The organism is Streptomyces sp. cg35, from assembly GCF_050410835.1.
GTDB lineage: Bacteria > Actinomycetota > Actinomycetes > Streptomycetales > Streptomycetaceae > Streptomyces.
The window spans coordinates 1588971-1612989 of sequence record NZ_CP191268.1 but is presented as its reverse complement, the minus strand read 5'-3'; the positions used below and the strand labels follow the sequence as shown (position 1 = coordinate 1612989).

Annotated in this window: 20 protein-coding genes and 1 tRNA gene; 11 read left to right on the top strand and 10 right to left on the bottom strand. The window is 70.8% G+C overall.

Annotation, left to right across the window (positions count from 1 at the left end; all coding sequences use genetic code 11):
- Positions 1-72: 72 nt before the first annotated feature.
- From ACQUQD_RS07685 to ACQUQD_RS07665, 5 genes are all read right to left on the bottom strand, one after another.
- Positions 73-1446 (bottom strand): OFA family MFS transporter, encoded by a 1374-nt coding sequence (locus tag ACQUQD_RS07685; RefSeq protein WP_428951231.1) that lies wholly within the window; start codon positions 1444-1446, stop codon positions 73-75.
- A gap of 1 nt (position 1447) precedes the next feature.
- A complete protein-coding gene (locus ACQUQD_RS07680) occupies positions 1448-2833 on the bottom strand; it encodes an OFA family MFS transporter (RefSeq protein ID WP_428951230.1) in 1386 nt (461 codons plus the stop codon).
- Positions 2834-2954: 121 nt separating this feature from the next.
- Positions 2955-5108: an acetate--CoA ligase family protein gene (locus ACQUQD_RS07675; protein WP_428951229.1), complete on the bottom strand. Its 2154-nt coding sequence runs from the start codon at positions 5106-5108 to the stop codon at positions 2955-2957.
- Positions 5109-5111: 3 nt separating this feature from the next.
- The gene (gene frc / locus ACQUQD_RS07670) at positions 5112-6377 is read right to left on the bottom strand and encodes a formyl-CoA transferase (RefSeq protein ID WP_428951227.1); all 1266 of its coding nucleotides are present in this window, start codon (positions 6375-6377) and stop codon (positions 5112-5114) included.
- A 15-nt stretch (positions 6378-6392) separates the two neighbouring features.
- Complete coding sequence (locus ACQUQD_RS07665; RefSeq protein WP_428951225.1) at positions 6393-8087, bottom strand: thiamine pyrophosphate-binding protein; 1695 nt, start codon at positions 8085-8087, stop codon at positions 6393-6395.
- 190 nt (positions 8088-8277) lie between these two features.
- Here ACQUQD_RS07665 and sucC point away from each other — a divergent pair, with 190 nt between their 5' ends.
- From sucC to ACQUQD_RS07650, 3 genes are all read left to right on the top strand, one after another.
- The gene (sucC, locus tag ACQUQD_RS07660) at positions 8278-9417 is read left to right on the top strand and encodes an ADP-forming succinate--CoA ligase subunit beta (RefSeq protein WP_428951224.1); all 1140 of its coding nucleotides are present in this window, start codon (positions 8278-8280) and stop codon (positions 9415-9417) included.
- Positions 9418-9428: 11 nt separating this feature from the next.
- Positions 9429-10313: a succinate--CoA ligase subunit alpha gene (sucD, locus tag ACQUQD_RS07655; RefSeq protein ID WP_428951222.1), complete on the top strand. Its 885-nt coding sequence runs from the start codon at positions 9429-9431 to the stop codon at positions 10311-10313.
- Between the two features lie 142 nt (positions 10314-10455).
- Complete coding sequence (locus tag ACQUQD_RS07650) at positions 10456-11991, top strand: aldehyde dehydrogenase family protein (protein WP_428951220.1); 1536 nt, start codon at positions 10456-10458, stop codon at positions 11989-11991.
- A 20-nt stretch (positions 11992-12011) separates the two neighbouring features.
- Here ACQUQD_RS07650 and ACQUQD_RS07645 read toward each other — a convergent pair whose 3' ends face one another.
- Entirely contained in the window at positions 12012-13337 is a 1326-nt protein-coding gene (locus ACQUQD_RS07645) for a DUF2254 domain-containing protein (protein WP_428951219.1), read from the bottom strand.
- A gap of 120 nt (positions 13338-13457) precedes the next feature.
- Here ACQUQD_RS07645 and ACQUQD_RS07640 point away from each other — a divergent pair.
- Positions 13458-13542 (top strand) — tRNA-Leu (locus ACQUQD_RS07640).
- A 61-nt stretch (positions 13543-13603) separates the two neighbouring features.
- Here ACQUQD_RS07640 and ACQUQD_RS07635 read toward each other — a convergent pair.
- Both ACQUQD_RS07635 and ACQUQD_RS07630 read right to left on the bottom strand, forming a co-directional pair.
- A complete protein-coding gene (locus ACQUQD_RS07635) occupies positions 13604-14134 on the bottom strand; it encodes a hypothetical protein (protein WP_428951218.1) in 531 nt (176 codons plus the stop codon).
- Between the two features lie 109 nt (positions 14135-14243).
- Complete coding sequence (locus ACQUQD_RS07630) at positions 14244-15695, bottom strand: PucR family transcriptional regulator (protein ID WP_428951217.1); 1452 nt, start codon at positions 15693-15695, stop codon at positions 14244-14246.
- A gap of 137 nt (positions 15696-15832) precedes the next feature.
- Between ACQUQD_RS07630 and ACQUQD_RS07625 the strand changes: the two genes are divergently transcribed.
- From ACQUQD_RS07625 to ACQUQD_RS07615, 3 genes are all read left to right on the top strand, one after another.
- Positions 15833-17365 carry a purine-cytosine permease family protein gene (locus ACQUQD_RS07625; protein WP_428951216.1) on the top strand — a complete coding sequence of 511 codons (1533 nt, stop codon included), beginning with the start codon at positions 15833-15835 and terminating at the stop codon, positions 17363-17365.
- 36 nt (positions 17366-17401) lie between these two features.
- On the top strand, positions 17402-17800 hold the full coding sequence (locus ACQUQD_RS07620) for a nuclear transport factor 2 family protein (protein ID WP_428951214.1): 399 nt from the start codon (positions 17402-17404) through the stop codon (positions 17798-17800).
- Positions 17801-17871: 71 nt separating this feature from the next.
- Positions 17872-19305 (top strand): gamma-aminobutyraldehyde dehydrogenase, encoded by a 1434-nt coding sequence (locus ACQUQD_RS07615; RefSeq protein ID WP_428951213.1) that lies wholly within the window; start codon positions 17872-17874, stop codon positions 19303-19305.
- A gap of 8 nt (positions 19306-19313) precedes the next feature.
- Here the strand turns inward: ACQUQD_RS07615 and ACQUQD_RS07610 are convergent, their stop codons facing one another.
- Positions 19314-19937, bottom strand: a complete 624-nt coding sequence (locus ACQUQD_RS07610; RefSeq protein WP_428951212.1) for a TetR/AcrR family transcriptional regulator — start codon at positions 19935-19937, stop codon at positions 19314-19316.
- A gap of 85 nt (positions 19938-20022) precedes the next feature.
- Between ACQUQD_RS07610 and ACQUQD_RS07605 the strand changes: the two genes are divergently transcribed.
- Both ACQUQD_RS07605 and ACQUQD_RS07600 read left to right on the top strand, forming a co-directional pair.
- Entirely contained in the window at positions 20023-20961 is a 939-nt protein-coding gene (locus ACQUQD_RS07605) for an aldo/keto reductase (RefSeq protein ID WP_428951210.1), read from the top strand.
- A 117-nt stretch (positions 20962-21078) separates the two neighbouring features.
- The gene (locus ACQUQD_RS07600) at positions 21079-21966 is read left to right on the top strand and encodes a hypothetical protein (protein ID WP_428951209.1); all 888 of its coding nucleotides are present in this window, start codon (positions 21079-21081) and stop codon (positions 21964-21966) included.
- 54 nt (positions 21967-22020) lie between these two features.
- Here the strand turns inward: ACQUQD_RS07600 and ACQUQD_RS07595 are convergent, their stop codons facing one another.
- Complete coding sequence (locus ACQUQD_RS07595; RefSeq protein ID WP_428957480.1) at positions 22021-23076, bottom strand: lipoate--protein ligase family protein; 1056 nt, start codon at positions 23074-23076, stop codon at positions 22021-22023.
- A gap of 201 nt (positions 23077-23277) precedes the next feature.
- Here ACQUQD_RS07595 and ACQUQD_RS07590 point away from each other — a divergent pair, with 201 nt between their 5' ends.
- Together ACQUQD_RS07590 and ACQUQD_RS07585 are read left to right on the top strand one after the other, a co-directional pair.
- Positions 23278-23652, top strand: a complete 375-nt coding sequence (locus tag ACQUQD_RS07590; protein WP_428951208.1) for an LLM class flavin-dependent oxidoreductase — start codon at positions 23278-23280, stop codon at positions 23650-23652.
- Between the two features lie 123 nt (positions 23653-23775).
- Positions 23776-23931 carry a hypothetical protein gene (locus tag ACQUQD_RS07585; protein ID WP_428951207.1) on the top strand — a complete coding sequence of 52 codons (156 nt, stop codon included), beginning with the start codon at positions 23776-23778 and terminating at the stop codon, positions 23929-23931.
- The last annotated feature ends 88 nt before the right edge of the window (positions 23932-24019 follow it).

Here is a 24019-nt window from a genome sequence, read left to right as displayed (position 1 = left end):
CAGGAAGCGCTGACAGCACGCGCATGAGTGGGGCCCGGCCGCCATCGGCCGGGCCCCACTCGGTCGTCGCTCCTACACCGAGGCCGTCTTCTGCCGTCCCGGCTGCCGCAGCAGCAGGGCGAAGGCGGCCGCCACCATGGAGATCCCGCCGGCCAGCGCGTACGCCCCGTTGTAACCCCACGCGGCGACCACCATCGAGCCGAGCCCGCCGCCGAACAGGCCACTGATGAGCTTGCCGCTGTAGACGAGACCGTAGTTGGTGGCGTTGTAGTTCTCCCCGAAGTAGTCCGGGGTCAGCGCCGCGAACATCGGGTAGAACGCGCCACCGCCGAAGCCCGACAGGAACGCGAAGACCAGGAACAGCCACTCGCTCTTGATCTCACCCGCCCAGATCACGCCGAACTGGGCGAGCCCGAGCACGACGATCACCAGGACCAGGCTGAACTTGCGGCCCCAGATGTCCGACATCCAGCCGACGACGGCCCGGCCGACCCCGTTGATGACGGCCATGACACCCATCGAGGACGCCGCTACCAGCGGCCCGAAGCCGACCTCCTTGGCGAAGTTCACCTGGAACGAGATGCCGAAGATCGACACACCGGCGGTCAGCACCAGGCTGAACCACATGATCGGCAGCATCCCGGTCCGGATTGCTTCCATGGGCGTGTACTGACGCACGGCGGGCGGATTCTTCGCGAGGGACTTCGCGCCCTTCCCCGCGCCGGACTTCGCGAGCGGGTCGATGTCCTGCGGCCACCAGTTCTTCGGCGGGTCCCTGAAGAAGAACGCGCAGACCAGGACGACGACCAGCACGTACAGACCGATCATGTCGAGCACACGATGGTAATTGGACGTGTCGAAGGCGTAGTTGAAGATGAAGATGAAAGGCAGCGACCCGTAGGCGAAGCCGCCGTTCACGAAACCCGTCTTTCCGCCTTTTCGTTCCGGGAACCACTTCCCGACCATGTTGATACAGGTCGAATAGACGAGGCCGGAGCCCAGCCCGCCGACGACACCGAACCCGAGGATCGCCAGCCACACGTTGCTGAGATGGGACAGCGCGATGAAGCCGAGCATGCACATGAACGAGCCGATCATCATGGCCCGCTTGGCGGTCATGATGCCCTTCTCCCGCAGCCATCCGGCGGGGAAGGCGATGCCCGCCTGGAAGAACACCCAGACGCTCAGGATCCAGAAGGTGTTCGACTGCGTCCAGCCGTGGGCGCTGGACAGCGTGTCCTCCGCCGAGCCGTAGGCGTACTCGGAAACGCTGATGGCCATCATCGCGATCCATGGCAGATACACCATGAACTTACGGGAATGGCCGAGGATGTCGCGGTCCGTCTCGCCCACGCGGTAGACGCGGCCGTTCTCGTCGGTGATCTCTCGGTACCTTGCGCCGGTGGCCGGTGCTGTATCGCCTGCGGCGATGGGCTCCGCCGTCATATCACGCCATCTCCTCACCGAGCGGTTGCGGATTGGGTCGAATGCCACGGGACTTGGGCCTGCCGGGTTGCGACAGGAAGAGCGCCACGAAACCGGCGAAGAACGAGATGCAGCCCGCGAGGATGAAGGCGCCGGAATGCCCCCACGCGCCGACGACCAGGGCGCCCATGCCCGCCCCGAGGCCGGAGACGAGCTTGGAGCTGTAGACCATGCCGTAATTGGTCGCGTTGTTGTTCTCGCCGAAGTAGTCCGCGGTGAGTGCCGCGAACATCGGGAAGATGGCGCCGCCGCCGAATCCGGAGATCGCGGAGAAGACCAGGAACAGCGGCAGGTTCTTGGCCTCGGCCGACCAGAGGATGCCGAACTGGGCGAGGCCCAGGATGACGCAGACCGCGAGCAGGCACTGCTTGCGGCCGTACCGGTCGGAGAGCCAGCCGATGACGCCGCGCCCGGTGCCGTTGACGATCGCCTTGAGCGACATCGCGGTGGCCACGATCCCGCCGGCGAAGCCCGCCTCCTCCCCGATGTCGACCTGGAAGGCGATGCCGAAGATGTTCACGCCGGAGGTGCAGGCCAGACAGAACCACATCAGCGCCACCCGGCCCGTCCGCCAGGCCTCCATGGGGGTGTACTGCTTCACGGCCGGCGGGTTCTTCTCCAGCGAACGGCGGGCGCGCGGATCCTCGGGCGGATGGAGTGGGTCGATGTTCGCGGGCCACCAGTTCTTCGGCGGATCCTTGAAGAAGTAGCCGGCGGACGCGACCATCGCGGCGAGCAGGACCCCCACCGACAGCAGCACCCAGCGGAAGTTGGTGAGGTCCATGTAGCCGGTGAAGAGGAAGACGAACGGCACCGAACCGTAGGCGAATCCGCCGTTCACGAAGCCGGTCTTGCCGCCCCTGCGCTCCGGATACCACTTGCCCACCATGTTGACGCAGGTGGCGTACACCATGCCCGCGCCCATTCCGCTGAGCACGCTGAAGCCTATGTAGGCGACGACGACGTGCGGCGCGAGGGCCAGTGACAGGTACCCCATGAAGGTGCCCGACGCGCCGATCATCATCGCCCAGCGGGCCGGCAGCCTTCCGCTCTCACGCAGCCTGCCCGCGGGGAAGGCCACCGCTGCCTGGAAGAACACCCACACGGTCATCATCCAGAAGATGTGCAGGCTGTTCCAGTCGTGCGCGGTGTGCAGAGTCTCCTCGGCGGACGCGAACGCGTACTCGGCGGAGGAGATCCCCATCATGCCCACCCAGGGCAGGATCACCATCCACTTGCGCTTGCGCCCCATGATGTCGATGTCGCTCTCGCCAACCCGGTACACCCGGCCGTTGACGTCCGTCACCTCCCTGTAGGGGACGGACGGTGGTAGATCGGTCGTGGTCATGACGGTCGCACCCCTTGCATCGAAAGATCTGGCCAGCGCCCCCTGTCCACATTGCTTTCGTGTGCGCGCGGGTCCTGGGTCCGGCCGGCGCACACCGCCGGCCGGACCCGCATCGGTCACCTCATCGACCGCCCCCCAACAGTCCCGCCGCCCGGGCCCACCGGTACTTGGCGCCCAGCACCGCCACCGGCTTCTCCGTCGTGTACGGGTACGCGACCACCCCGTGCTCGAAGAGGTACTGGCAGGCCTCCTCGACCTCGACGTCCCCGGCCAGCGAGGCGACCACGGGCTTCTCGACGCCGCGCTCACGGAACTCCCGCACCACGCGGGCCGTTACCTCGGCAAAGACCATGGGAGGGGTGACGATGGTGTGCCAGTAGCCGAGCACGAGCGCATGGATGCGCGGGTCCTCCAGGCCGAGCCGGATCGTCGCCTCGTACGTCGACGGCGGCTCACCGCCCGTGATGTCGACGGGGTTGCCCGCGGCCCCGAAGGGCGGGATGAACTGCCGGAAGGCGGCGTCCAGATCGGCCGGGATCTCCATCAGCCGAAGCCCGTTGTCGGTCACCGCGTCCGACAGCAGCACACCGGAACCGCCCGCGCCCGTGATGATCACGATGTTGTCGCCCCGCGGGGTGGGCAGCACGGGCAGCGCCCGCGCGTACTCCAGCATGTCGTTCAGGCCCGGGGCCCGGATGACACCGGCCTGCTTCAGGATGTCGTCGTACACGGCGTCGTCGCCGGCCAGCGCGCCCGTGTGCGAGCCGGCCGCCTTCGCGCCCGCGGCCGTCCGCCCCGCCTTCAGGACGACGACGGGCTTCTTCGGCACCGTCGCGCGCGCGGCCTCCACGAAGGCGCGCCCGTCCTTGAGGTCCTCCAAGTGCATGGCGATGCACCGGGTATTGGGGTCCTCGCCGAACCAGGTCAGCAGGTCGTCCTCGTCCAGGTCCGACTTGTTGCCGAGCCCGACGATCGCGGAGACGCCGGTCTTCGTGGTGCGCGCGAAGCCGAGGATCGCCATCCCGATGCCGCCGGACTGCGAGGTGAGAGCCACACCGCCCTTCACGTCGTACGGCGTGCAGAACGTGGCGCACAAGTCCTGCCACGTCGAGTAGTAGCCGTAGATGTTCGGCCCGAGCAGTCGCACCCCGTGCCGCTCGCCGATGGCCACGATCTCGTCCTGGAGGGCCTGTTCACCGGTCTCCGCGAAGCCGGACGGAATGAGCACCGCGTTCGGGATGCCCTTGCGCCCCACCTCCTCCAAGGCCGCTGCCACGAACTTGGCGGGGATCGCGAAGACCGCCACATCCACCTCACCGGGGACATCCGTGACACTCTTGTACGCCTTGCGGCCCAGAATGTCATCGGCCTTCGGGTTCACCGGATGGATCTCCCCGGAGAAGCCGCCGTCGATGAGGTTGCGCATGACCGAGTTGCCGATCTTGCCCTGCTCGTTGGACGCGCCGATCACGGCGACCGAGCGCGGCTGCATCAGCCGGCGCATCGACGTCAGGATCTGCTCCCGTGTGTACGTGCGCCGCGGCTTCGGCGCCCCCTCGGCGAGGATCACCCGGATGTCGGCGGCGACCGCGCCGTCCGGTGTCGCGATCACCGGGTTGAGGTCGACCTCGGCGATCTCCGGGAAGTCCGTGACCAGCCGGGACACCCGCCGGATCTGCTCGGCCAGCGCCCACCGGTCGACGCCGCGCGCGCCGCGCACCCCGCGCAGCACCTCCGCCGCGCCGATGGAGTCGAGCATCCCGAGGGCCTCGTCGGCGTCCAGGGGCGCGAGCCGGAAGGTGACGTCCTTGAGGACCTCGACCAGCACGCCGCCCAGCCCGAAGGCGACGACCTTGCCGAACGTCGGGTCGGTGACCGCCCCGACGATGACCTCCTGGGTGTCCGCCCCCGTCGGCAGCAGCTCCTGCACCTGAACGCCTTCGATGCGCGCGTCCGGCGCGTACGCCCGCGCGTTCTCGATGATCCGGTGGAACGCGGCGCGTACGTCGGCCGCGCCCTCCACCCCGACGACGACACCGCCCGCGTCGGTCTTGTGCAGGATGTCGGGGGAGACGATCTTCAGCACCACGGGCTTGCCGAAGCGCGCCGCGGCCGCCACCGCCTCGTCGACATCGGTCGCCAGGTCCTCGCCGGGTACGGCTATCCCGTACGCGTCGGCGATCACCTTCGCCTCCGGCGCGGTGAGCGCCGCGCGTCCCTCGGCCCGTACGGCGTCGAGCAGCGCGCGCACCGTCAGCTCACGGTCCTCGGCCATCAATCAGATCACTCCGTTCGACTTGAGCAGGCGCAACTCCTCGTTGCCGAGACCGAGTTCACCGACGAAGACCTCTTCGTTGTGCTCGCCGAGCAGCGGGGAACCGGTGACGTGCACGGGGGAGTCGGAGAGCTTGAGCGGGGAGCCGACGGTGGTGAAGGAGCCGCGCTGCGGGTGCGGCACCTCGACGACCATCTCGTTCGCGACGAGCGACGCGTCCTCGATGATCTCCTTGGTGGACAGGATCGGGCCGCACGGGATGTTGTGGGCGTTGAGCTTCTCCAGGACCTCCCACTTCGGGAGCGTCGAGGACCACTCCTCGATCAGCTGGAACATCTTGTTGAGCTTCGGCAGCCGCGCCTCCGGGGTCGCCCACTCGGGGTCGCCGGCCAGCTCGGGCCGCCCGATCAGCTCGCTCAGCGGCGGCCAGCCCACCGGCTGCACGATCACGTACACGTAGTCGTTCGGTCCGCCGGGCGCGCACTTCACGGCCCAGCCGGGCTGTCCGCCGCCCGAGGCGTTGCCGGAGCGCGGCACCTCGTCGCCGAAGTCCTCGTTCGGGTACTCGGCCAACGGGCCGTGGGAGAGGCGCTGTTGGTCGCGCAGCTTCACGCGGCACAGGTTGAGCACCGCGTGCTGCATGGCCACGTTCACGCGCTGACCGCGCCCGGTGCTCGCCCGCTGGAGCAGTGCGGCCAGGATGCCGGCGACCGCGTGGACACCGGTCCCGGAGTCACCGATCTGGGCACCGGTGGCGAGCGGCGGCCCGTCCTCGAAGCCGGTGGTCGACATGGATCCGCCCATGGCCTGGGCCACGACCTCGTACGCCTTGAAGTTGGTGTACGGGCCGTCGCCGAAGCCCTTGATGGACGCGTACACGATCCGCGGGTTGATCTCCTGGATGCGGTCCCAGGTGAAGCCCATGCGGTCGACGGCGCCGGGGCCGAAGTTCTCGACCATCACGTCGGAGCGGCGGATCAGCTCGGTCAGCAGCTCCTTGCCGCGCTCCGTCTTCGTGTTGAGGGTGATGCTCCGCTTGTTGCAGTTGAGCATCGTGAAGTAGAGGGAGTCGACGTCCGGGATGTCACGCAGCTGCTTGCGCGTGATGTCACCGGTCGGCGCCTCCAGTTTGATGACGTCCGCGCCGAGCCATGCGAGGAGCTGCGTGGCGGAGGGCCCCGACTGGACGTGGGTCATGTCGAGGACGCGGATGCCTTCGAGAGCCTTGGTCGCGACAGTCGTGTCAGCCGTGTCAGCCGTGTCAGTCATCTCGGGGGCACCTCACTACTTGTACATGGTCTGGTTCATGGTTCCGGGGGCGTACGCGTCCGGATCGACCCACACGTTGATCAGGGACGGCTTGCCGGACTCGCGGGCGCGGCGCAGGGCCGGGCCGATGTCGGCGGGGTCGCGGACCTCTTCGCCGTAGCCGCCCAGCATCTGGGCGAACTTGTCGTAGTGGACGTCGCCGAGGGTGTTGCCCACGCGCTCGCGCTCGTCGCCGTACTTGGCCTTCTGGCCGTACCGGATCTGGTTCATCGAGGAGTTGTTGCCGACGATCCCGACGAAGGGCAGGTCGTAGCGCACGAGCGTTTCGAAGTCCCACCCGGTGAGGGAGAAGGCGCCGTCGCCGAACAGGGCCACGACCTCCTTGTCGGGCCGCGCCTGCTTCGCGGCGAGGACGAAGGGGATGCCGACACCGAGCGTGCCGAGCGGACCCGGGTCCATCCAGTGGCCGGGCGACTTGGGCTGGACCACCTGCCCGGAGAAGGTGACGATGTCGCCGCCGTCGCCGATGTAGATCGAGTCCTCGGTGAGGAAGTCGTTGATCTCGCTGACGAGCCGGTAGGGGTGGATGGGGGAGGCGTCGGAGCGCAGGTTCGGCAGCCGCTTCTCGATCGCCGTCTGCTCGGCGGCGCGCAGCTCGTCGAGCCACTCCTTGCGCTTGGCGGCGCCCCCGTTGACGCGCCCGGAGGCCGCCTCCGTCACCGACGTGAGCACGAGCCCCGCGTCGCCGACGATGCCGAGGTCGATGTCCCGGTTCTTGCCGACGGTGCGGTAGTCGAGGTCGATCTGCACCACGGTCGCGTCCTGCGACAGCCGCTTCCCGTAGCCCATGCGGAAGTCGAAGGGGGTGCCGACGATGATGATGAGGTCGGCGTTGGCGAACGCGTAGCGGCGCGACAGCTGGAAGTGGTGCGGGTCGCCGGGCGGCAGGGTGCCGCGGCCCGCGCCGTTCATGTAGGCGGGCACGTTCAGCGTGCGCACCAGCTCGATGGCCGACTCGGTGCCGCGCGTCGTCCACACCTGGCTGCCCAGCAGGATCGCCGGCTTCACGGCGTGCACCAGGAGGTCGGCGAGCTTCTCGACGGCTTCGGGGTCGCCGGCGGACCTGGTGGAGGCCCGGTACCGACCGGCCTTCGGCACCCGCGCCTTGTCCACCGGCACCTTCGCGTCGAGCACGTCGCGCGGTATCTCCAGGAAGGAGGGACCGGGCGCCCCGTGGTAGCACTCGCGGAACGCCATGGACACCATGTCGGCCGCCCGCGCGGTGTCCGGCACCGTCGCGGCGAACTTGGTGATCGGGGTCATCATGTCGACGTGCGGCAGGTCCTGGAGAGACCCCATCTTGTGCTGGGTGTGGGCGCCTTGGCCGCCGATGAGCAGCATCGGTGACTCGGCGCGGAACGCGTTGGCGACACCGGTGACGGCGTCGGTGGTGCCGGGCCCGGCCGTCACGACGGCGCAGCCCGGCTTCCCGGTGATGCGCGCGTAGCCGTCGGCGGCGTGCGCGGCGACCTGTTCGTGGCGTACGTCGACGACGTCGATGCCCTCGTCGACGCAGCCGTCGTAGATGTCGATGATGTGGCCGCCGCACAAGGTGTAGATGACCTCCACACCCTCTGCCTTGAGTGCTTTGGCGACCAGGTGTCCACCGGAGATCTGGTCCTGGCCGTGGTCCGCATCGGACTGGGGCATGGCGAAGTCCCGTCCCTTCGTAGGGGATTGAAAAGAGCAGGTCGGGCGCGTGACAGGCACGGTTCCGGCCTGACTCTCGTGCGTCGCTCGTACATTGCATACAGTCGACGAATACTGTATGAACCTTGTTATCCCGCATCCGATGGGTGGTGTCCAGGGGGCGTGCGGCACTTTCGAGTCAGGAGCCGAAATGGACCTGTACGAGCACCAGGCAAGGGAACTCTTCGCGGAACACGGCATCGTGGTGCCGCAGGCCGAGGTCACCGACTCCGTGAAGGAGGCGCGGGAGATCGCGCGCAGGCTCGGCGGCCGCGTCGTCGTCAAGGCGCAGGTCAAGACCGGTGGCCGGGGCAAGGCGGGCGGCGTCAAGCTCGCCGCGGACCCGGCCGCCGCCGAGCTCACGGCACGCCAGATCCTCGGCATGGACATCAAGGGCCACACCGTGCGCACGGTGATGCTGGCCCAACCCGTGGACATCGAGCGCGAGTTCTACGTCTCCTACGTCCTCGACCGTGCGGCGGGCACCTTCCTCGCCATCGCCTCGGCCGAGGGCGGCATGGAGATCGAGGAGGTCGCCGCCGCCCGGCCCGAGGCCGTCGCCCGCATCCCCGTCGACCCCGCCGAGGGCGTCACCGGCGCCAAGGCCGCCGAGATCGCCGACGCGGCCGGACTGCCCCCGCAGGCCGTCGACGTCCTGGTCCGCCTGTGGGGTGTGCTCACCCGGGAGGACGCCGTCCTCGTCGAGGTGAACCCCCTCGTGCGCACGACGGGCGGACAGCTCCTCGCCCTCGACGGAAAGGTCACCCTCGACGACAACGCCCGCTTCCGGCGCGAGCGTTGGGGCGCGCAGGAGGCCACGCACGACGATCCGCTGGAGGCCCAGGCGGCCGCCAAGGGCCTCAATTACGTCAAGCTGGACGGCGAGGTCGGCATCATCGGCAACGGCGCGGGCCTCGTCATGTCGACCCTCGACGTCGTCGCCGGCTGCGGCGCCCGCCCCGCCAACTTCCTCGACATCGGCGGCGGCGCCTCCGCGCAGACCATGGCCGACGGCCTGAACGTCATCCTCTCCGACCAGGCCGTGAAATCCGTCTTCGTCAACGTCTTCGGCGGCATCACCGCCTGCGACGCCGTCGCCGACGGCATCGTGAAGGCCCTCGACAGCGTCCGGCTGACCAAGCCGCTCGTCGTCCGGCTCGACGGCAACAACGCCGCGCGCGGCCGCGCCGTCCTCGACGCACGCGCCCACCCGCTGATCCGGCAGGCCACCACGATGGACGACGCCGCACGGCAGGCCGCCGGCCTCGCCCTCGTCGCCAACCCCCTTTAAGGAGACGGGACATGGCCATCTACCTCACCAAGGAGAGCAAGGTCCTCGTCCAGGGCATGACCGGCGCCGAGGGCATGAAGCACACCTGCCGCATGATCGCCGCGGGCACGAACGTGGTCGGCGGCGTCAACCCCCGCAAGGCGGGCCGCACCGTCGACTTCGACGACCGCGCCGTCCCCGTCTTCGGCAGCGTGGCCGACGGCATCGCGGCCACCGGCGCCGACGTCACCGTCGTCTTCGTTCCGCCCGCCTTCGCCAAGGCCGCCGTCGTCGAAGCCGCCGACGCCGGCATCCCGCTCGCCGTCGTCATCACGGAGGGCATCCCGGTCCACGACACCGTGGCCTTCCATGCGTACGCCCGGCACAAGGGCACCCGCATCATCGGCCCCAACTGCCCCGGCCTGATCACCCCCGGTCAGTCCAACGCGGGCATCATCCCCGCCGACATCACCAAGCCCGGCCGCATCGGACTCGTGTCCAAGTCGGGCACGCTCACCTACCAACTCATGTACGAGCTGAGGGACATCGGCTTCACCACGTGCGTCGGCATCGGCGGAGACCCCGTCATCGGCACCACCCACATCGACTGCCTCGCCGCCTTCGAGAACGACCCGGAGACCGAACTCGTCGTCCTCATCGGCGAGATCGGCGGTGACGCCGAGGAGCGGGCCGCCGCGTACATCCACGACCACGTCACCAAGCCCGTCGTCGCCTACATCGCCGGATTCACCGCGCCCGAGGGCAGGACCATGGGCCACGCCGGCGCCATCGTCTCCGGTTCCTCCGGCACGGCGCAGGCCAAGAAGGCGGCCCTGGAAGCCGTCGGCGTACACGTCGGATCCACCCCGACCGAGACCGCCCGCCTCGTCCTCGACCGCCTCGCGGACGCCCCGTGACGCGTTTCATACGGGTCAACCGGCCCTCCCCGTAAGGTCCTTGGCATACGGGAGGTGCTCACCGGGCACCTCCCGTCCACAGTACGAACAGCCATGACAAGCACCCCGCCCCGAATGTGCACCGTGAGCGGAGATCAAAGAAATGGCCACCACCCTCAAAGCCGGAACCTCCTGGGACGACGCCTGGCGGCGCTGCCTCGCCGTCGCTCCCGAGGCCTTCCGGGACGACCGCGTCCTCAACCTGTGGGACGGCGCCTGGCAGGCCGACGGCCGCGCCCTGCCCGCCACCACCCCGGTCGACGGCAGCCCCATCGCCGGACCGCCGCGCCTCGACGCGGACACCGCCCACCAGGCCGTACGCGCCTGCCTCGACCAGCACCGCGCCTGGCGGCACGTCCCCCTCGCCGAGCGGCGCGCCCGCGTCGCCGCCACCCTCGACGCCCTCACCGAGCGCCGCGAACTGCTCTCCCTGCTGCTCGTCTGGGAGATCGGCAAGCCGTGGCGGCTCGCCCAGGCCGACGTGGACCGCGCCATCGACGGCGTGCGCTGGTACGTCGACGGCATCGAGGACATGCTCGGCGAGCGCACGCCCCTGTCCGGGCCCGTCTCCAACATCGCCAGCTGGAACTACCCGATGAGCGTGCTCGTTCACGCCATGCTGGTCCAGGCACTGGCAGGGAACGCGGTCATCGCCAAGACCCCGACCGACGGCGGCGTCTCCTGCCTCACCCTGGCCTGCGCCCTCGCCGCCCGCGAAGGCATCCCCGTCACGCTCGTCAGCGGCAGCGGCGGGCAGCTGTCCCAGGCGCTGGTGCGGGCGCCCGAGATCGGCTGCGTGTCCTTCGTCGGCGGACGCGACACCGGCGCCGCCGTCGCCACGCACGTCGCCGACCTCGGCAAGCGGCACATCCTCGAACAGGAGGGACTCAACACCTGGGGCATCTGGAACTACACCGACTGGGACAAGCTGACCGCGACGATCCCCAAGCTGTTCGACTACGGGAAGCAGCGCTGCACCGCCTACCCGCGCTTCGTCGTGCAGCGCGACGCCTTCGACGCGTTCCTCGCCGCCTACCTGCCCGCCGCGAGCACCCTGCGCGTGGGCCACCCGCTCGCCGTCTCCGCCCCCGGGGACCCGTACCCGGAACTGGACTTCGGCCCGCTCATCAACGCGGCCAAGGCCAAGGAACTGACCGACCAGGTCACCGAGGCCATCGACCGCGGCGCCGTCCCCCTCTACCGCTCCGCGCCCGACGCGGACCGCTTCCTGCCGGGCCAGGACACCAGCGCGTACGTCCACCCGGTCACGCTCCTCGGCCCGCCCCCGTCGTCACCGCTGCACCACGCCGAACCCTTCGGCCCGGTCGACACGATCGTCCTGGTCGACACCGAGGCGGAGCTGCTCGCCGCGATGAACGCCTCGAACGGCGCCCTCGTGGCCACCCTCTCCACCGACGACGAGCAGACGTACGCACGTCTCGCCCCACAGATCCGCGCCTTCAAGGTCGGCCACGGCAAGCCCCGCTCGCGCGGCGACCGTGAGGAACTGTTCGGCGGGTTCGGAGCGTCGTGGCGCGGCGCCTTCGTCGGCGGCGAACTGCTCATCAGGGCCGTCACCCAAGGTCCGCCGGGGGAGCGGCTGCCCGGGAACTTCCCCGAGTACCACCTGATGCCCTGACCGCCACCGCTCCGCCGGTGTCAGCCGATGCCCTGCCGATCGGGCCGCAGCGCGAAGGCCCGGTCGGCGGCATCCGGCACCGCCCGCTCGACGGCCTGCGCGAGCAGCGCCCGATGGCGCAGCAGCGGCTCGCGCCGCTCCGTCGGAACCAGCGCCGACAGATCGTCGAGCCCCGCCAGGATGCGCCGCGTGACCTGCGGACTTCCGACGGCGCACCCCCGGATCTCGGCGAACCCGAGATCGACCAGCTCGTCCCATCCCGGCACGGGCTGCACCAGCCGGACGGCGCCGCCGCGGTCCGCGTGCCGCAGCGTGTCCAGCGGGGCACGGCCGACGGCCGCCAGGAACTGCACGATCCGGTCGATGGCCTGCACGGCGGTCGTCGGATCGTTCACGGCGGCGGACAGCGCCCGCAGGGCGATGTCGGCGAGCACCCGCAGCCCGAACCCCAGGTCCTGGTGGAAGGTGCGCTCCACGCCCACGGAGACGCAGTACCGCAGCGCGCGGCGGGACGGCGCCGCCCCGCCGTGGACCGCGAACACCGGCGTCCCCGGCACCACGAAGTCCCCGATCCGCGGGATCAGCCGCAGCACCACCCCGTGCTGCCGTGCGATCCGCACCAGCCGCGCGATGTTCACGTCCCGCAGCACCCCGGCCCTCCCCTCGTACGCCACCCGCGCGCACTCCTGCCCGAGATCTCCGCCGGCCGGGTCCCCGGACGGCATCCGCGCCACGACGCGGAACCCTTCCCAGGTGACCCGGTCGATGACATGACTCACCCGCATCATCCGCAGCGTCGAGTTCACGTACATCACGAACAGCAGCAGGCTCAGCCCCACCATCGCGAGGGTCAGGAAGGACTGCAGGAACGGGACGGTGCCGACGAGCCGAGGATCCTGCTCCCCGTCGTACGAGGTCAGCACCAGCAACGACAGCAGGAACGTGGCGAGGAAGACGGCGAAGGTGAGCTTGGTGATCCGGCTCCGTACGAAGAGGCGGACCACACGGGGGCTGAACTGCCCGCCCGCCATCTGCACGGCCACCAGCGAGATGCTGAACACGACACCGATGAAGGTCATCATCGCCGAGCTGACGGTGGTGACGACGGTCTTCACGTCGTCGGCGATCCCCATCAGCTCCGTGACGGCGTCGAAGTCGCCGTCGTCCTGCAGGACGCCCACGATCGTCTCGTCGGCCCAGGACGTCGCCCACCACACCAGACAGACCACGACCATGGCCCCGGTCGGCGCGAACCAGAAGGTGTCCCGCAGATGCTCCCGCAGCGGGGACAACGCCCGAGGTCGCCGCACCTTTCGTCGCCCGACCGTCACCATCCAGTCACTCATGGTGAGACTGTAAAGCCCCAGGTCGCGGCGGGCGGATACGCAGGTGAAAGCCACTCCGAAACCTTGGTATTGTTGTCCATGTCGCCGCGGGGAACACCCCGCACAAGCGGCAGACACCTTGTCCGGGTGGCGGAATGGCAGACGCGCTAGCTTGAGGTGCTAGTGCCCTTTATCGGGCGTGGGGGTTCAAGTCCCCCCTCGGACACAGTGGCCCTGGTTGAGTCCTTCTCAACCAGGGCTTTTTGCTGTCCGGAGCCCCTCAGTGATCAGTCACCGGCCGGCGGCCTGCGCAGGCGCAGGTGCAGGACCGCACCACCGACCAGGGCCACGGCGCCCGCGGCGGCGAGCGTGCCCGCGGACCCCTTCGCGGGCCCCTTCGCGGGCTCCTCGGCGGGTGTCGTGTGGCCCTCGTGCTCCGCGTGGGTCCTCGTGTGCGCCGTGCTCGCGCCGATCGCGGCCACCGCGGTGCCCGGCCGTCCGCCTCCGGACGAGCCGGTGACCTCCCCGTCGCCCCCGTCGAGGACCACGTCCGAGCGGGAGAAGAAGTGCTCCTGGCTGTCGGAGCGGATCCAGTGAGCGACCGGCCGGTCCGTGCGCGGCGCGTTGTAGGGGAAGACGTCGTACGGGCTGCGGTCGCCCGCGCTGCAGAGGTCCTGGTGGCAGAGGGAGGTGCGGGATCCGGGCACCAGGGCCACGTCCTGCGCCGCGGCCGTGCCGGGGAAGCCGAGCACGGCCGCGGCGGCGATGCCCGTGGTACCGGCGAGGGCGGCGGCCCTGGCCAAGCGGGGAACTGTCATGGAACGTCTCCTTCGGGAGTTTCCGATGAACGGCTCGCCCTGTGGTCGCCGCCGGGACGCAAAAGGTTGCCGCGCGCGGGCCCGGTCCCGTGGAGTGCCGCGGCCCGCGTCAGTCGGTGAGCCCCAGTGAGCCCGCCGCCTGGAGGGCCAGCCACACCTCGGCGAGGGCGCCGGTGGAGCCGAGGTCGCGCTCGGCCAGTGCGGCGAAGCGACGCAGCCGGTAGGAGAGGGTGTTGGCGTGGATGTGCAGGGCGGCCGCCGCCGCGTCGGTCCTGCGGCCCCGCTCCAGCCAGGTGCGGGCCGAGAGCAGGAGCTGGGTGCCGTGCTCACGGTCGTACCGGAGCACCTTGCCGAGAACGTCCTCGACCAGCGCGGACAGGACGGCGGGGTCGTCCGGGATCCAGCGGCCCATCGACTCCTCGTGGTAGCGGACCACCGGGCGCCCCGACTCCGCCGCCTTGCCGGCCGCCCACACGGCCTCGCGCTGGGCCACCCGCAGCGCGGCGCCCGGCGGGAAGGGGCGGCTCATCCCGGCCGCGACCCCGGGGAGTCCGGCGATCCGGTCCGCGAGGCGCTCGGCACCGAGGACGAAGCGGTCCTCGCCGCGGGTGAGCAGCAGGTGCGGGGATTCGTCCAGGCAGCGCAGGAGCGCCTCGTCGGTGGTGTGGCGGACCACCAGCAGCACGGACCTGTTCGTGATCCCGTGCCGGGCGAGCCGTCGCCGGGCGCCCTCCGGGTCGAGTACGTCCTGCAACAGCTCGGCCAGGGTCTCCGCTCCTTCGCGGCGCAGCGTCTCGCGCTCACCGCGCACCATGGCCAGCCGCAGGGCCGCGACGGTGGCCAGGTGCTGGGCGACCGCGAGGCCCGCGGGCCGGGCGCCCTCCCGCTCGTACGCGACGAGGAAACCGGCCGGGCCGCCGGGCGCGGGCACCGGCAGCGCGAAGCCGCCGGGGATGGTCGGCGCGGCCTCGGCCGAGTCGGGCAGCACCCCGGGGTCGGGCGTCGGCACCCCGGGCAGCAGCGGACGCCCCTGCTGCGTGCACAGGTACAGGTCGTACCCGGACAGGCGCTCCAGGCGGCGGAAGAGCGCGGGGGTGTCCAGGTTCTCGGCGGCCAGCCAGCGCAGCGCGCCGAAGACCTGGAGCTGGGCGCCGAGCCGCTGCTGGGGGTCCTCGCGTACGGCGGCCGCGACTTCCTGGGCGATGGCGATGAACGGGACCGAGAGCGGCACTTCGAGGACGGGGAAGCCGCGCTCCTCGGCGGCCGCGAGGAAGGACTCGTGCAGGGGCGGGGTGTGCAGGGCCGCCGACAGCGCCAGGGCGCTCACGCCCGCGTCGTCCAGCCGCTCGAGATAGGCGCGCTGCCGTGCGGCGGTGCGGGGGACGGCCATGCCCGTGGTCATGATCACTTCCGCGCCGAGCAGCCAGGGCGTGGGGTCCTCCAGATCGCTGGCGTGCGCCCAGCTCACCGACCGGTGCAGGCCCGCCCGTCCGGCCCGCACGCTCAGTTGCAGGGCGGGGAAGGACAGGAGCTCCTCCACGGTCAGTTTGTCTGTGGCCACAAGAGGAAGCGTATGCGTTCGTGGCAGGCACGATTGCCCGGGGCCGCGCGGACCTCGGAGACTGCCGTGAACAAGGAACATCCCCCGTTGATCTTCCGCGCACGGTTCCGCGGAGTGCCGGTTCCAAGGAGTGCACCGTGTCCGACTCGATCACCGACATCGAGACCAACGGCGTCGAGCGGATCCCCGACGAGGACCGCACGGCCCGGCCCCTCGATCTGTTCCGCCTGGCGTTCGGCGGTGCCAACACCTTCGCCACCTGCGTGCTCGGGGCCTTCCCGATCCTGTTCGGCCTCTCCTTCTGGCAGGGCCTCGCGGCCACCGCCCTCGGTCTGGTGACGGGCGCCCTGCTCCTGGCTCCCATGGCCCTGTTCGGTCCGCGCAACGGCACCAACAACGCCGTCTCCTCCTCGGCCCACCTGGGCGTGCACGGCCGCGTGATCGGCTCCTTCCTCTCCCTGCTCACCGCCGTCGCGTTCTTCTCCATCTCCGTGTGGTCCTCCGGCGACGCCCTGATCGGCGCCGCGCACCGACTCGTCGGCCTGCCCGAGTCGGACTGGACCTTCGCCCTGGCCTACGCGGTCTTCGCCGGTCTGGTCCTGCTCGTCTGTGTGTACGGCTTCCGCTTCATGCTGCTGGTCAACAAGGTCGCGGTGATCGCCGCCTCGGCCCTGTTCGTCCTCGGGATCTTCGCCTTCGCCGGCGACTTCGACCCCTCCTACGCGGGGGCCTTCGAGTCCACCGGCGACCCGCTGTACTGGCCGTCCTTCTTCGGCGCCGCGCTGATCGTGCTGTCCAACCCGGTGTCCTTCGGCGCCTTCCTCGGCGACTGGTCGCGCTACATCCCCGCGGACAGCCCGCGCCGCCGGGTGATGGGCGCGGCCTTCCTCTCGCAGATCGCCACCTTGATCCCGTTCCTCTTCGGCCTGGCCACCGCCTCGATCATTTCGAGCAAGGCCGCGCAGTACGTCGATCCGGCCGCCCCCAACTACGTCGGCGGACTGCTGGCGATCTCGCCCGGCTGGTACTTCCTGCCGCTCTGCCTGATCGCCCTGATCGGCGGTCTGTCCACCGGTACCACCGCGCTGTACGGCACGGGCCTGGACTTCTCCTCCGTGTTCACGCGGTTCAGCCGGGTCCAGGCGACCTTCTTCATCGGCACCCTGTCGATCGCCTTCATCTTCATCGGCCGCTTCGCGCTGAACCTCGCCCAGTCCATCTCCACGTTCGCCACGCTGATCATCACCTGCACCGCCCCGTGGATGGTCGTGATGATCCTCGGCTACGTGACCCGGCGCGGCTGGTACGACGCGGAGGCGCTGCAGGTCTTCAACCGCCGTCAGCGCGGCGGCCGTTACTGGTTCACTCACGGCTGGAACTGGCGCGGCCTGACCGCCTGGCTGCTCTCCGCGGTCCTGGCGCTGCTCTTCACCAACCTGCCGGGACAGTTCGTCGGCCCGCTGGGGAACCTCGTGAACGGCGTGGACATCTCGCTGCCGGTGGGCCTGGTGCTGGCGGCCGTCGTGTACCTCGGGATGCTCGCCCTCTTCCCCGAGCCGCGCGGAGTGTACGGGCCCGACGGTCCCCGTCTCGTCCGGTCGAGCGACCGCCCGGTCCCGGCGATCACCGACGAGGGGCAGCCCGTCGCCGAACCGGCCGCCGCCCGCTGACCCCGACCACCCCCTGAACAGGAGCGACGAACCCCCATGAGCAGCAGCACCGTCGAAGAGGTCCGGGCCGCCGCCGACGCCCTGGTCGCGGCCTTCGCCGAGGGCCGCCTGGAGGACTACTTCGGGTCCTTCGCGCCGGACGCGAGCTTCGTCTTCCACACCACGCCCCAGCGGCTCGAATCCACCGCCGCCTACCGCGCGCTGTGGCAGAGCTGGGTGGACGAGGACGACTTCCGGATCGTGTCCTGCGCCTCCACCGGCCGGCTGATCCAGGACCTCGGCGACACGGCCGTCTTCAGCCACGACGTGGAGACGGTCATCTCCACCCGGGACGGCGAGGAGACCGTACGGGAGCGGGAGACGATCGTCTTCGCCCGGAAGGGCGACGACCGCTGGACCGCCGTGCACGAGCACCTGTCCCCGTACACCTCCTGACCGGCACTTTCGACAGGTACCGCCGGCCCGCGCGGCCGGCCCCGCACGACGCGCAAGAAAGACGGATCCCCATGAGCACCACCGCCTTCCGCAACTTCATCGACGGCGCCTTCGCCGAGGCCGCCGACGGCCGCACCCTGGACATCGTCGACCCGACCACTGGCGAGGTGTACGCGACCTCGCCGCTGTCCGGTGCGGCCGAGGTGGACGCCGCCATGGCCGCCGCCGCGCGGGCCTTCCAGGCCTGGCGGGACGCCACCCCCGCCGACCGCCAGCGCGCGCTGCTGAGGATCGCGGACGCGATGGAGGAGCGGGCCGAGGAACTGGTGGCCGCGGAGAGCAGGGACACCGGGAAGCCGCTGCACCTGACCCGCAGCGAGGAGCTGGAGCCCGCGATCGACCAGGTCCGCTTCTTCGCGGGCGCGGCGCGGATGCTGGAAGGCCGCTCGGCCGGCGAGTACATGGCGGGCCTGACCTCGATCGTCCGCCGTGAGCCGGTCGGGGTCTGCGCGCAGGTCGCGCCCTGGAACTACCCGCTGCTGATGGCGGTCTGGAAGTTCGCCCCGGCGCTCGCGGCGGGCAACGCCGTCGTCCTGAAGCCGTCCGACACCACGCCCGCCTCGACCGCGCTGCTGGCCGAGATCATCGGCGCGATCGTGCCCGCCGGTGTCTTCAACGTCGTCTGCGGCGACCGCGAGACCGGCCGTCTGATGGTCGAGCACCCGGTCCCGGCGATGGCCTCCATCACCGGTTCCGTGCGGGCCGGGATGCAGGTCGCCGCCTCCGCCGCCAAGGACGTCAAGCGGGTCCACCTGGAGCTGGGCGGCAAGGCCCCGGCGGTGATCTTCGAGGACGCGGACCTGGACAAGGCCGTCGAGGACCTGATCGTCGGCGGCTTCTTCAACGCGGGACAGGACTGCACGGCCGCCACCCGCGTCCTGGTCCAGGAGTCGGTCCACGACCGTTTCGTCGCCGCGTTCGCCCAGGCCGCCGCCGAGACGAGGACCGGCCTCCCGGACGACGAGGGCGTCCTCTTCGGCCCGCTCAACAACGCGCACCAGCTGGCCCAGGTCTCCGGCTTCGTCGAGCGGCTCCCCGCCCACGCGACGATCGAGGCGGGCGGCCACCGGGTCGGCGAGCAGGGCTACTTCTACGCCCCCACCGTCGTCTCCGGTCTGCGGCAGGACGACGAGATCGTGCAGAACGAGGTGTTCGGGCCGGTCGTCACCGTCCAGTCCTTCACCGACGAGGCGCAGGCACTGGAGTTCGCCAACGGCGTGGACTACGCGCTGGCCTCCTCGGTGTGGACCAGGGACCACGCCCGGGCCATGCGGATGTCCAGGAACCTCGACTTCGGCTGCGTGTGGATCAACACGCACATGGCGCTGGTCGCCGAGATGCCGCACGGCGGCTTCAAGCTCTCCGGCTACGGCAAGGACCTCTCCGCGTACGGCTTCGAGGACTACACGCGCATCAAGCACGTCATGACCTCGCTGGACGGCTGACCGGAACGTCAGGCGCGCGCCCGGCCGTCCGTCGCCGGGCGCAGCGCGTCCACCACCAGATCCAGCAGCCGCCCCGTCCTGTCCGGGCTGTTGCTCGCCGTGGTGGAGAGGAAGACGCCGAGCAGCATCAGCGTGACCTCGTCCGCCTCGACGTCCGCCCGGAGCGAGCCGGCCTCCGCCCCGGCGCCGAGGATCACCGCGATCGCCGCGGTGATCCGCTCCCGGGTGGCCGGTGTCGCGATGGTGCCCGAGGCCCAGCCCGCGCGCAGCGTGTCGGAGATGCCGCGCTTGGCCGCGAAGAACGCCGCGTAGCGGTCCATCCATGCGCGCAGCGCCGCATCGGGCGCAAGCTCCTCGAGCAGCGCGGGTGCGCTGGTGACGACGGCGTCGAGCTCGGCGGCGTAGATCGCCTCGACGAGCGCCTCGCGGGTGGGGAAGTGGCGGTACAGCGTGCCGATCCCGACGCCGGCCTCGCGGGCGATGGCGTCGAGGGTGGCCTTGCCGTCGGTCGCGGTGAAGGCGTCGCGGGCGACGGTGAGCAGCCGCTCGCGGTTGCGCCGTGCGTCGGCGCGGGCCGGACGTCCGGCCGCCGTCGCGGGACGGCCGGGGGTCGGAGCATCGGGCGCGGTCAAAACGGAGGCCCTCCGGTTAGTGTTACGGTGGCTATTAACGGAGTCCCTCCGTTTACCTCCATCGTCTCATGAGAGCGGGACAGCCATGACGTCCACCGCCCGATCTCCCCAGTTCACGGCCCCCGGAGCGGCCCGGGCCGGCGGGCCCGGCGCCCTCGCCGGCCGCACCGTCTCCCGCGTCGGCTACGGCGCCATGCAGCTCGAGCGCCTGCGTGACGACCGCCCCGCCGCCGTCGCCATGCTGCGCCGCGCCGTCGAGCTCGGCATCGATCACGTCGACACCGCCCAGTTCTACGGGAACGGCTTCGTCAACGAGGTCATCGCCGAGGCGATCCGCCCCGAGGACGACGTCATCGTCGTCAGCAAGGTCGGCGCCGAGCCCGCCCCCGGCGGCCCCGTCCCGCTCCGCCTCGCGCAGCGCCCCGAGCAGTTGCGGGCCGGCGTCGAGGACAACCTCAAGAGCCTCGGCGTCGAGCAGATCCCCCTCGTCAATCTGCGCCGCGCCGACACCGGGCCCGGGCTGCGCGCCGAGGGCGACCAGCTCGTCGACATGGACGACCAGCTCGCCGTGATGACCGAGCTGCGCGACGAGGGCAAGATCGGCGCGATCGGCGTCAGCAGCGTCACCCCGGACCAGTTGCGCCAGGCCCTCCCCGTGGGCATCGCCTGCGTGCAGAACGCCTACAGCCTGGTCTCGCGCGGCGACGAGGACATGCTGCGGCTCTGTGTCGCCGAGGACATCGCCTGGGTGCCGTACTTCCCGCTCGGCGGCGCCTTCGCCGGCCTGCCGAAGGTCACCGACGAGCCCGCCGTCACCGACGCGGCCAAGGCTCTGGGGCACACCCCCGCGCAGATCGGCCTGGCCTGGCTGCTCCACCACAGCCCGAACACGCTCCTCATCCCCGGCACCGCCGACCCGGAGCACCTGCGGGCGAACGTCGACGCGGGCGCGATCGCCCTCGACGGCGCGACGCTCGCCACGCTCGACGCCGTACCGACGCGCTCCGGGGACATCGAGCTCTGACGGCCGTTCGCGCGCGTCCGGTTCCGGCTGCGCAAGGCGCCCGGGCGAACGTTTCCGGCCCGCCCCGCGTCAAGGGGCGGGGCGCGCAGGGCGCCGCGTGAGAAGGGCGGGGCGGGCATGCGGTTCGGGGCGGGGCGAGCGGTGGCGCTCGCGATGGTGTGGGCGGCGGCCGGGTGCGGGAACGGGATCGAGGTTCCGGAGGGGCTCGTCGTGGAACGGTCGGGGCCGTCGCCCGCGGCCCCGTACGGCGGACCGCTCAAGGCGTCGACGCCCTCATGGGTCGGCGAGGACAGCCCCCTTGAGGGCGGCGGCGCCTCCGTGCGGGCACTGGAATGCGCGGGCAAGCCCCACCTGGCGGGCTCGCGGGCCCAGGGCTACAGCGACGACGACAGCGCGGACTCGGCCAAGGAAGCGCTGGCCGTGTCCGTCACCCGGACGTTCGGGACGTCCCTGCCGGGCCGCGACTACCGCGTCGAGCGCCGCACGGAGGACCGGGTGCTGTTCTCGTACGACGTCGGCGGGCGCACCCGGGTCGCCGTGATCGTCGCCAAGGACCGTCCCCACCGGGAGGGTTGGGTCCTGGAGACGTTCGCCCAGTGCGATCCCGCGGAGTTCCGGGCGCGGGACCGGGAACGGCTCGACGTGCGGGTCTGGGAGGACCGGCGGGGCCGGCCGGTCCCCACGACGAAGGTGTCCAGCTCCCTCGGCCCCGAGCACTGCGACTGGCAGTCCGTCGAGTTCCTGCACCTGGACGCGGAGGGCGATCCGCGCGGTCTCGGGCGGCAGTACTTCCGTGACCCCGAGCGGAAGCTGGCGGACCTGGACCGGCTCACGTCGGCGTACGCGAAGGACGTCCCGCTGCCCCGGGACGCCGTCGACACCGGCTACCGCCACGACGGGCGTCAGCTGTGGCTGTCCCGCGACGAGAGGAACGCGTACGTGCGGACCGCCGACGGCGAGGTGGAACGCTGGCCGGGCACCACGGAGTCCGTGGCCTGTAAGTGACACCACCGGTTTCGTCCATCGAGCGGACCGGCTCCGGTCCCGGCCCTCGTCGTCCTACGGCACCCGCGCCGTCCACTCCTGCGTACCGAACTTGGTGCGGACGAGCTCCTCGGCCCGGGCCATCTCCGCCTCGGTCACCGCGCCGTCGGTGAGTCCGTAGCGCCCCCGGAACGAGTCGATCATGCGGGAGATGACCTCCTCGCGCGGCAGTCCGGTCTGCCGCCGCAGCGGGTCGACGCGCTTCTTCGCGCTCTTCGTGCCCTTGTCGGAGAGCTTCTCGCGGCCGATGCGCAGCACCTCGACCATCTTGTCCGCGTCGATGTCGTAGGACATGGTCACGTGGTGCAGCACGGCGCCCGCGCCCGCCACGACCCGCTTCTGCGCGGCGCCCGCGACCTTGCCGACGTCCGTGGCGATGTCGTTGAGCGGCTGGTACCAGGCCTTGATGCCCATGTCGGCCAGCGCGCCGAGCACCCAGTCGTCGAGGTACGCGTACGAGTCCTGGAACGAGAGGCCCGAGACCAGGGACTCCGGGACCGCCAGGGAGTACGTGATCGTGGACTTCGGCTCCGCGAACATCGCGCCGCCGCCGGAGATCCGGCGCACCACGGTGACCCCGTGCCGGTCCACGCCCTCGGGGTCCACCTCGTTGCGAAGCGACTGGAAGCTGCCGATGATCACGGCCGGGCGGTCCCACTCCCACACGCGCAGGGTCGGCGGACGGTGCCCGAGCGCGACCTCCTCCGTCATCACCTCGTCGAGCGCCATGTGCAGCACGGGGGACTGCGGGGCGTCGTGGATGAGCTGCCAGTCGTAGTCGCGCCAGTCGGTGGCCTGGGCCAGCGCGCGGCGCACGGCCGTGGCGACCCCGTCGGTGGTCAGGCCGAGCATGGTGGTGCCGGGCGGCAGCGCCGCCTCGACGCGCGCGGCGAGCACCGCCTGGTCCGCGTCGGCCGGGGCGCCTTCGAGCGCGGCGTTGATCGCCGGGAGCGCCTCGTCCGGTTCCAGGAAGAAGTCGCCCGCGACCCGGACGTCGCGCAGCACGCCGTCCGCCACCTCGACATCGACGACGACCAGCTTGCCGCCGGGGATCTTGTACTCGCCGTGCACTGTGTGCCGCCTTCCGCCGCGCAGGGCCCTGAATCCGCCCATGGTCCCGAATGCGGTCAACGCTAACCGCAAGCCGGACATTCCGGGTTCCGGCCGTCCGTGCCGTCATCCCTTGACGCTTCGTCAGTTCCCCCTCGTCGCCCACCGGCGTCCCCACCGCGCACGGCGCCCGCGCAGGCCACCTTCCGCAGGAGCGACGCAATGGACCTCGACGTGCTGTACGAGATCGACGTACCGAAGCCATGGAAAGGAGCCCGTCCGCACGGCCGGCGCGCCGCCGAGCAGCGGGCCTGCCGCGAAGCGGTCGAGCAGATCAGGCTCGCCGACCGGATGGGGTTCCGCACGGTGTGGGCGGTCGAGCGCCACTTCCGGGAGGGGCGCTCGCACTGTCCCGCGTCCGAGGTGCTGCTCGGGCATCTGACCGCACTGACCGAACGGATCCGGCTCGGTTTCGGGGTGACGCTGACGCCGTTCGGGTTCACGCCGCCGCAGCGGATCGCCGAGAAGGTCGCGGCCGTGGACGTGTTGTCGGGGCCTCCGCGCAGCAGCTCGCCTCCCTGGACGCGGACGTGGTGACCGTCGCGTTCGGGACGAACTGCTGGTCCCGCACCCCGCACTCGGCGCCGCTGCTACTGGGCTCCACCCTGGCCGAGTTGAGGGACGCGGTCGAGCGGGCGGCGCGCGATGCCACGGACCGCGGTGACGAGCACCTCCACCTGCTGCCCGGCGGCGGCCTGGCTCGCCGCGGACCTGGTGGACGGTGTGCACCCGGGCGACCGCGGTCATCTGCTCCTCGCGCGGGCGGTGGCGGAAAATCTCACAGGCAACGGTGTCACCGGTGGCCTCATTCGGTAAGGGCCTTGACTAATGACTGTTCGGAGTCGAAGGATCCGTTACCGCACGTGGCTTTCCGGTGATATCTGTTCACTTCGAGGAGAACCCC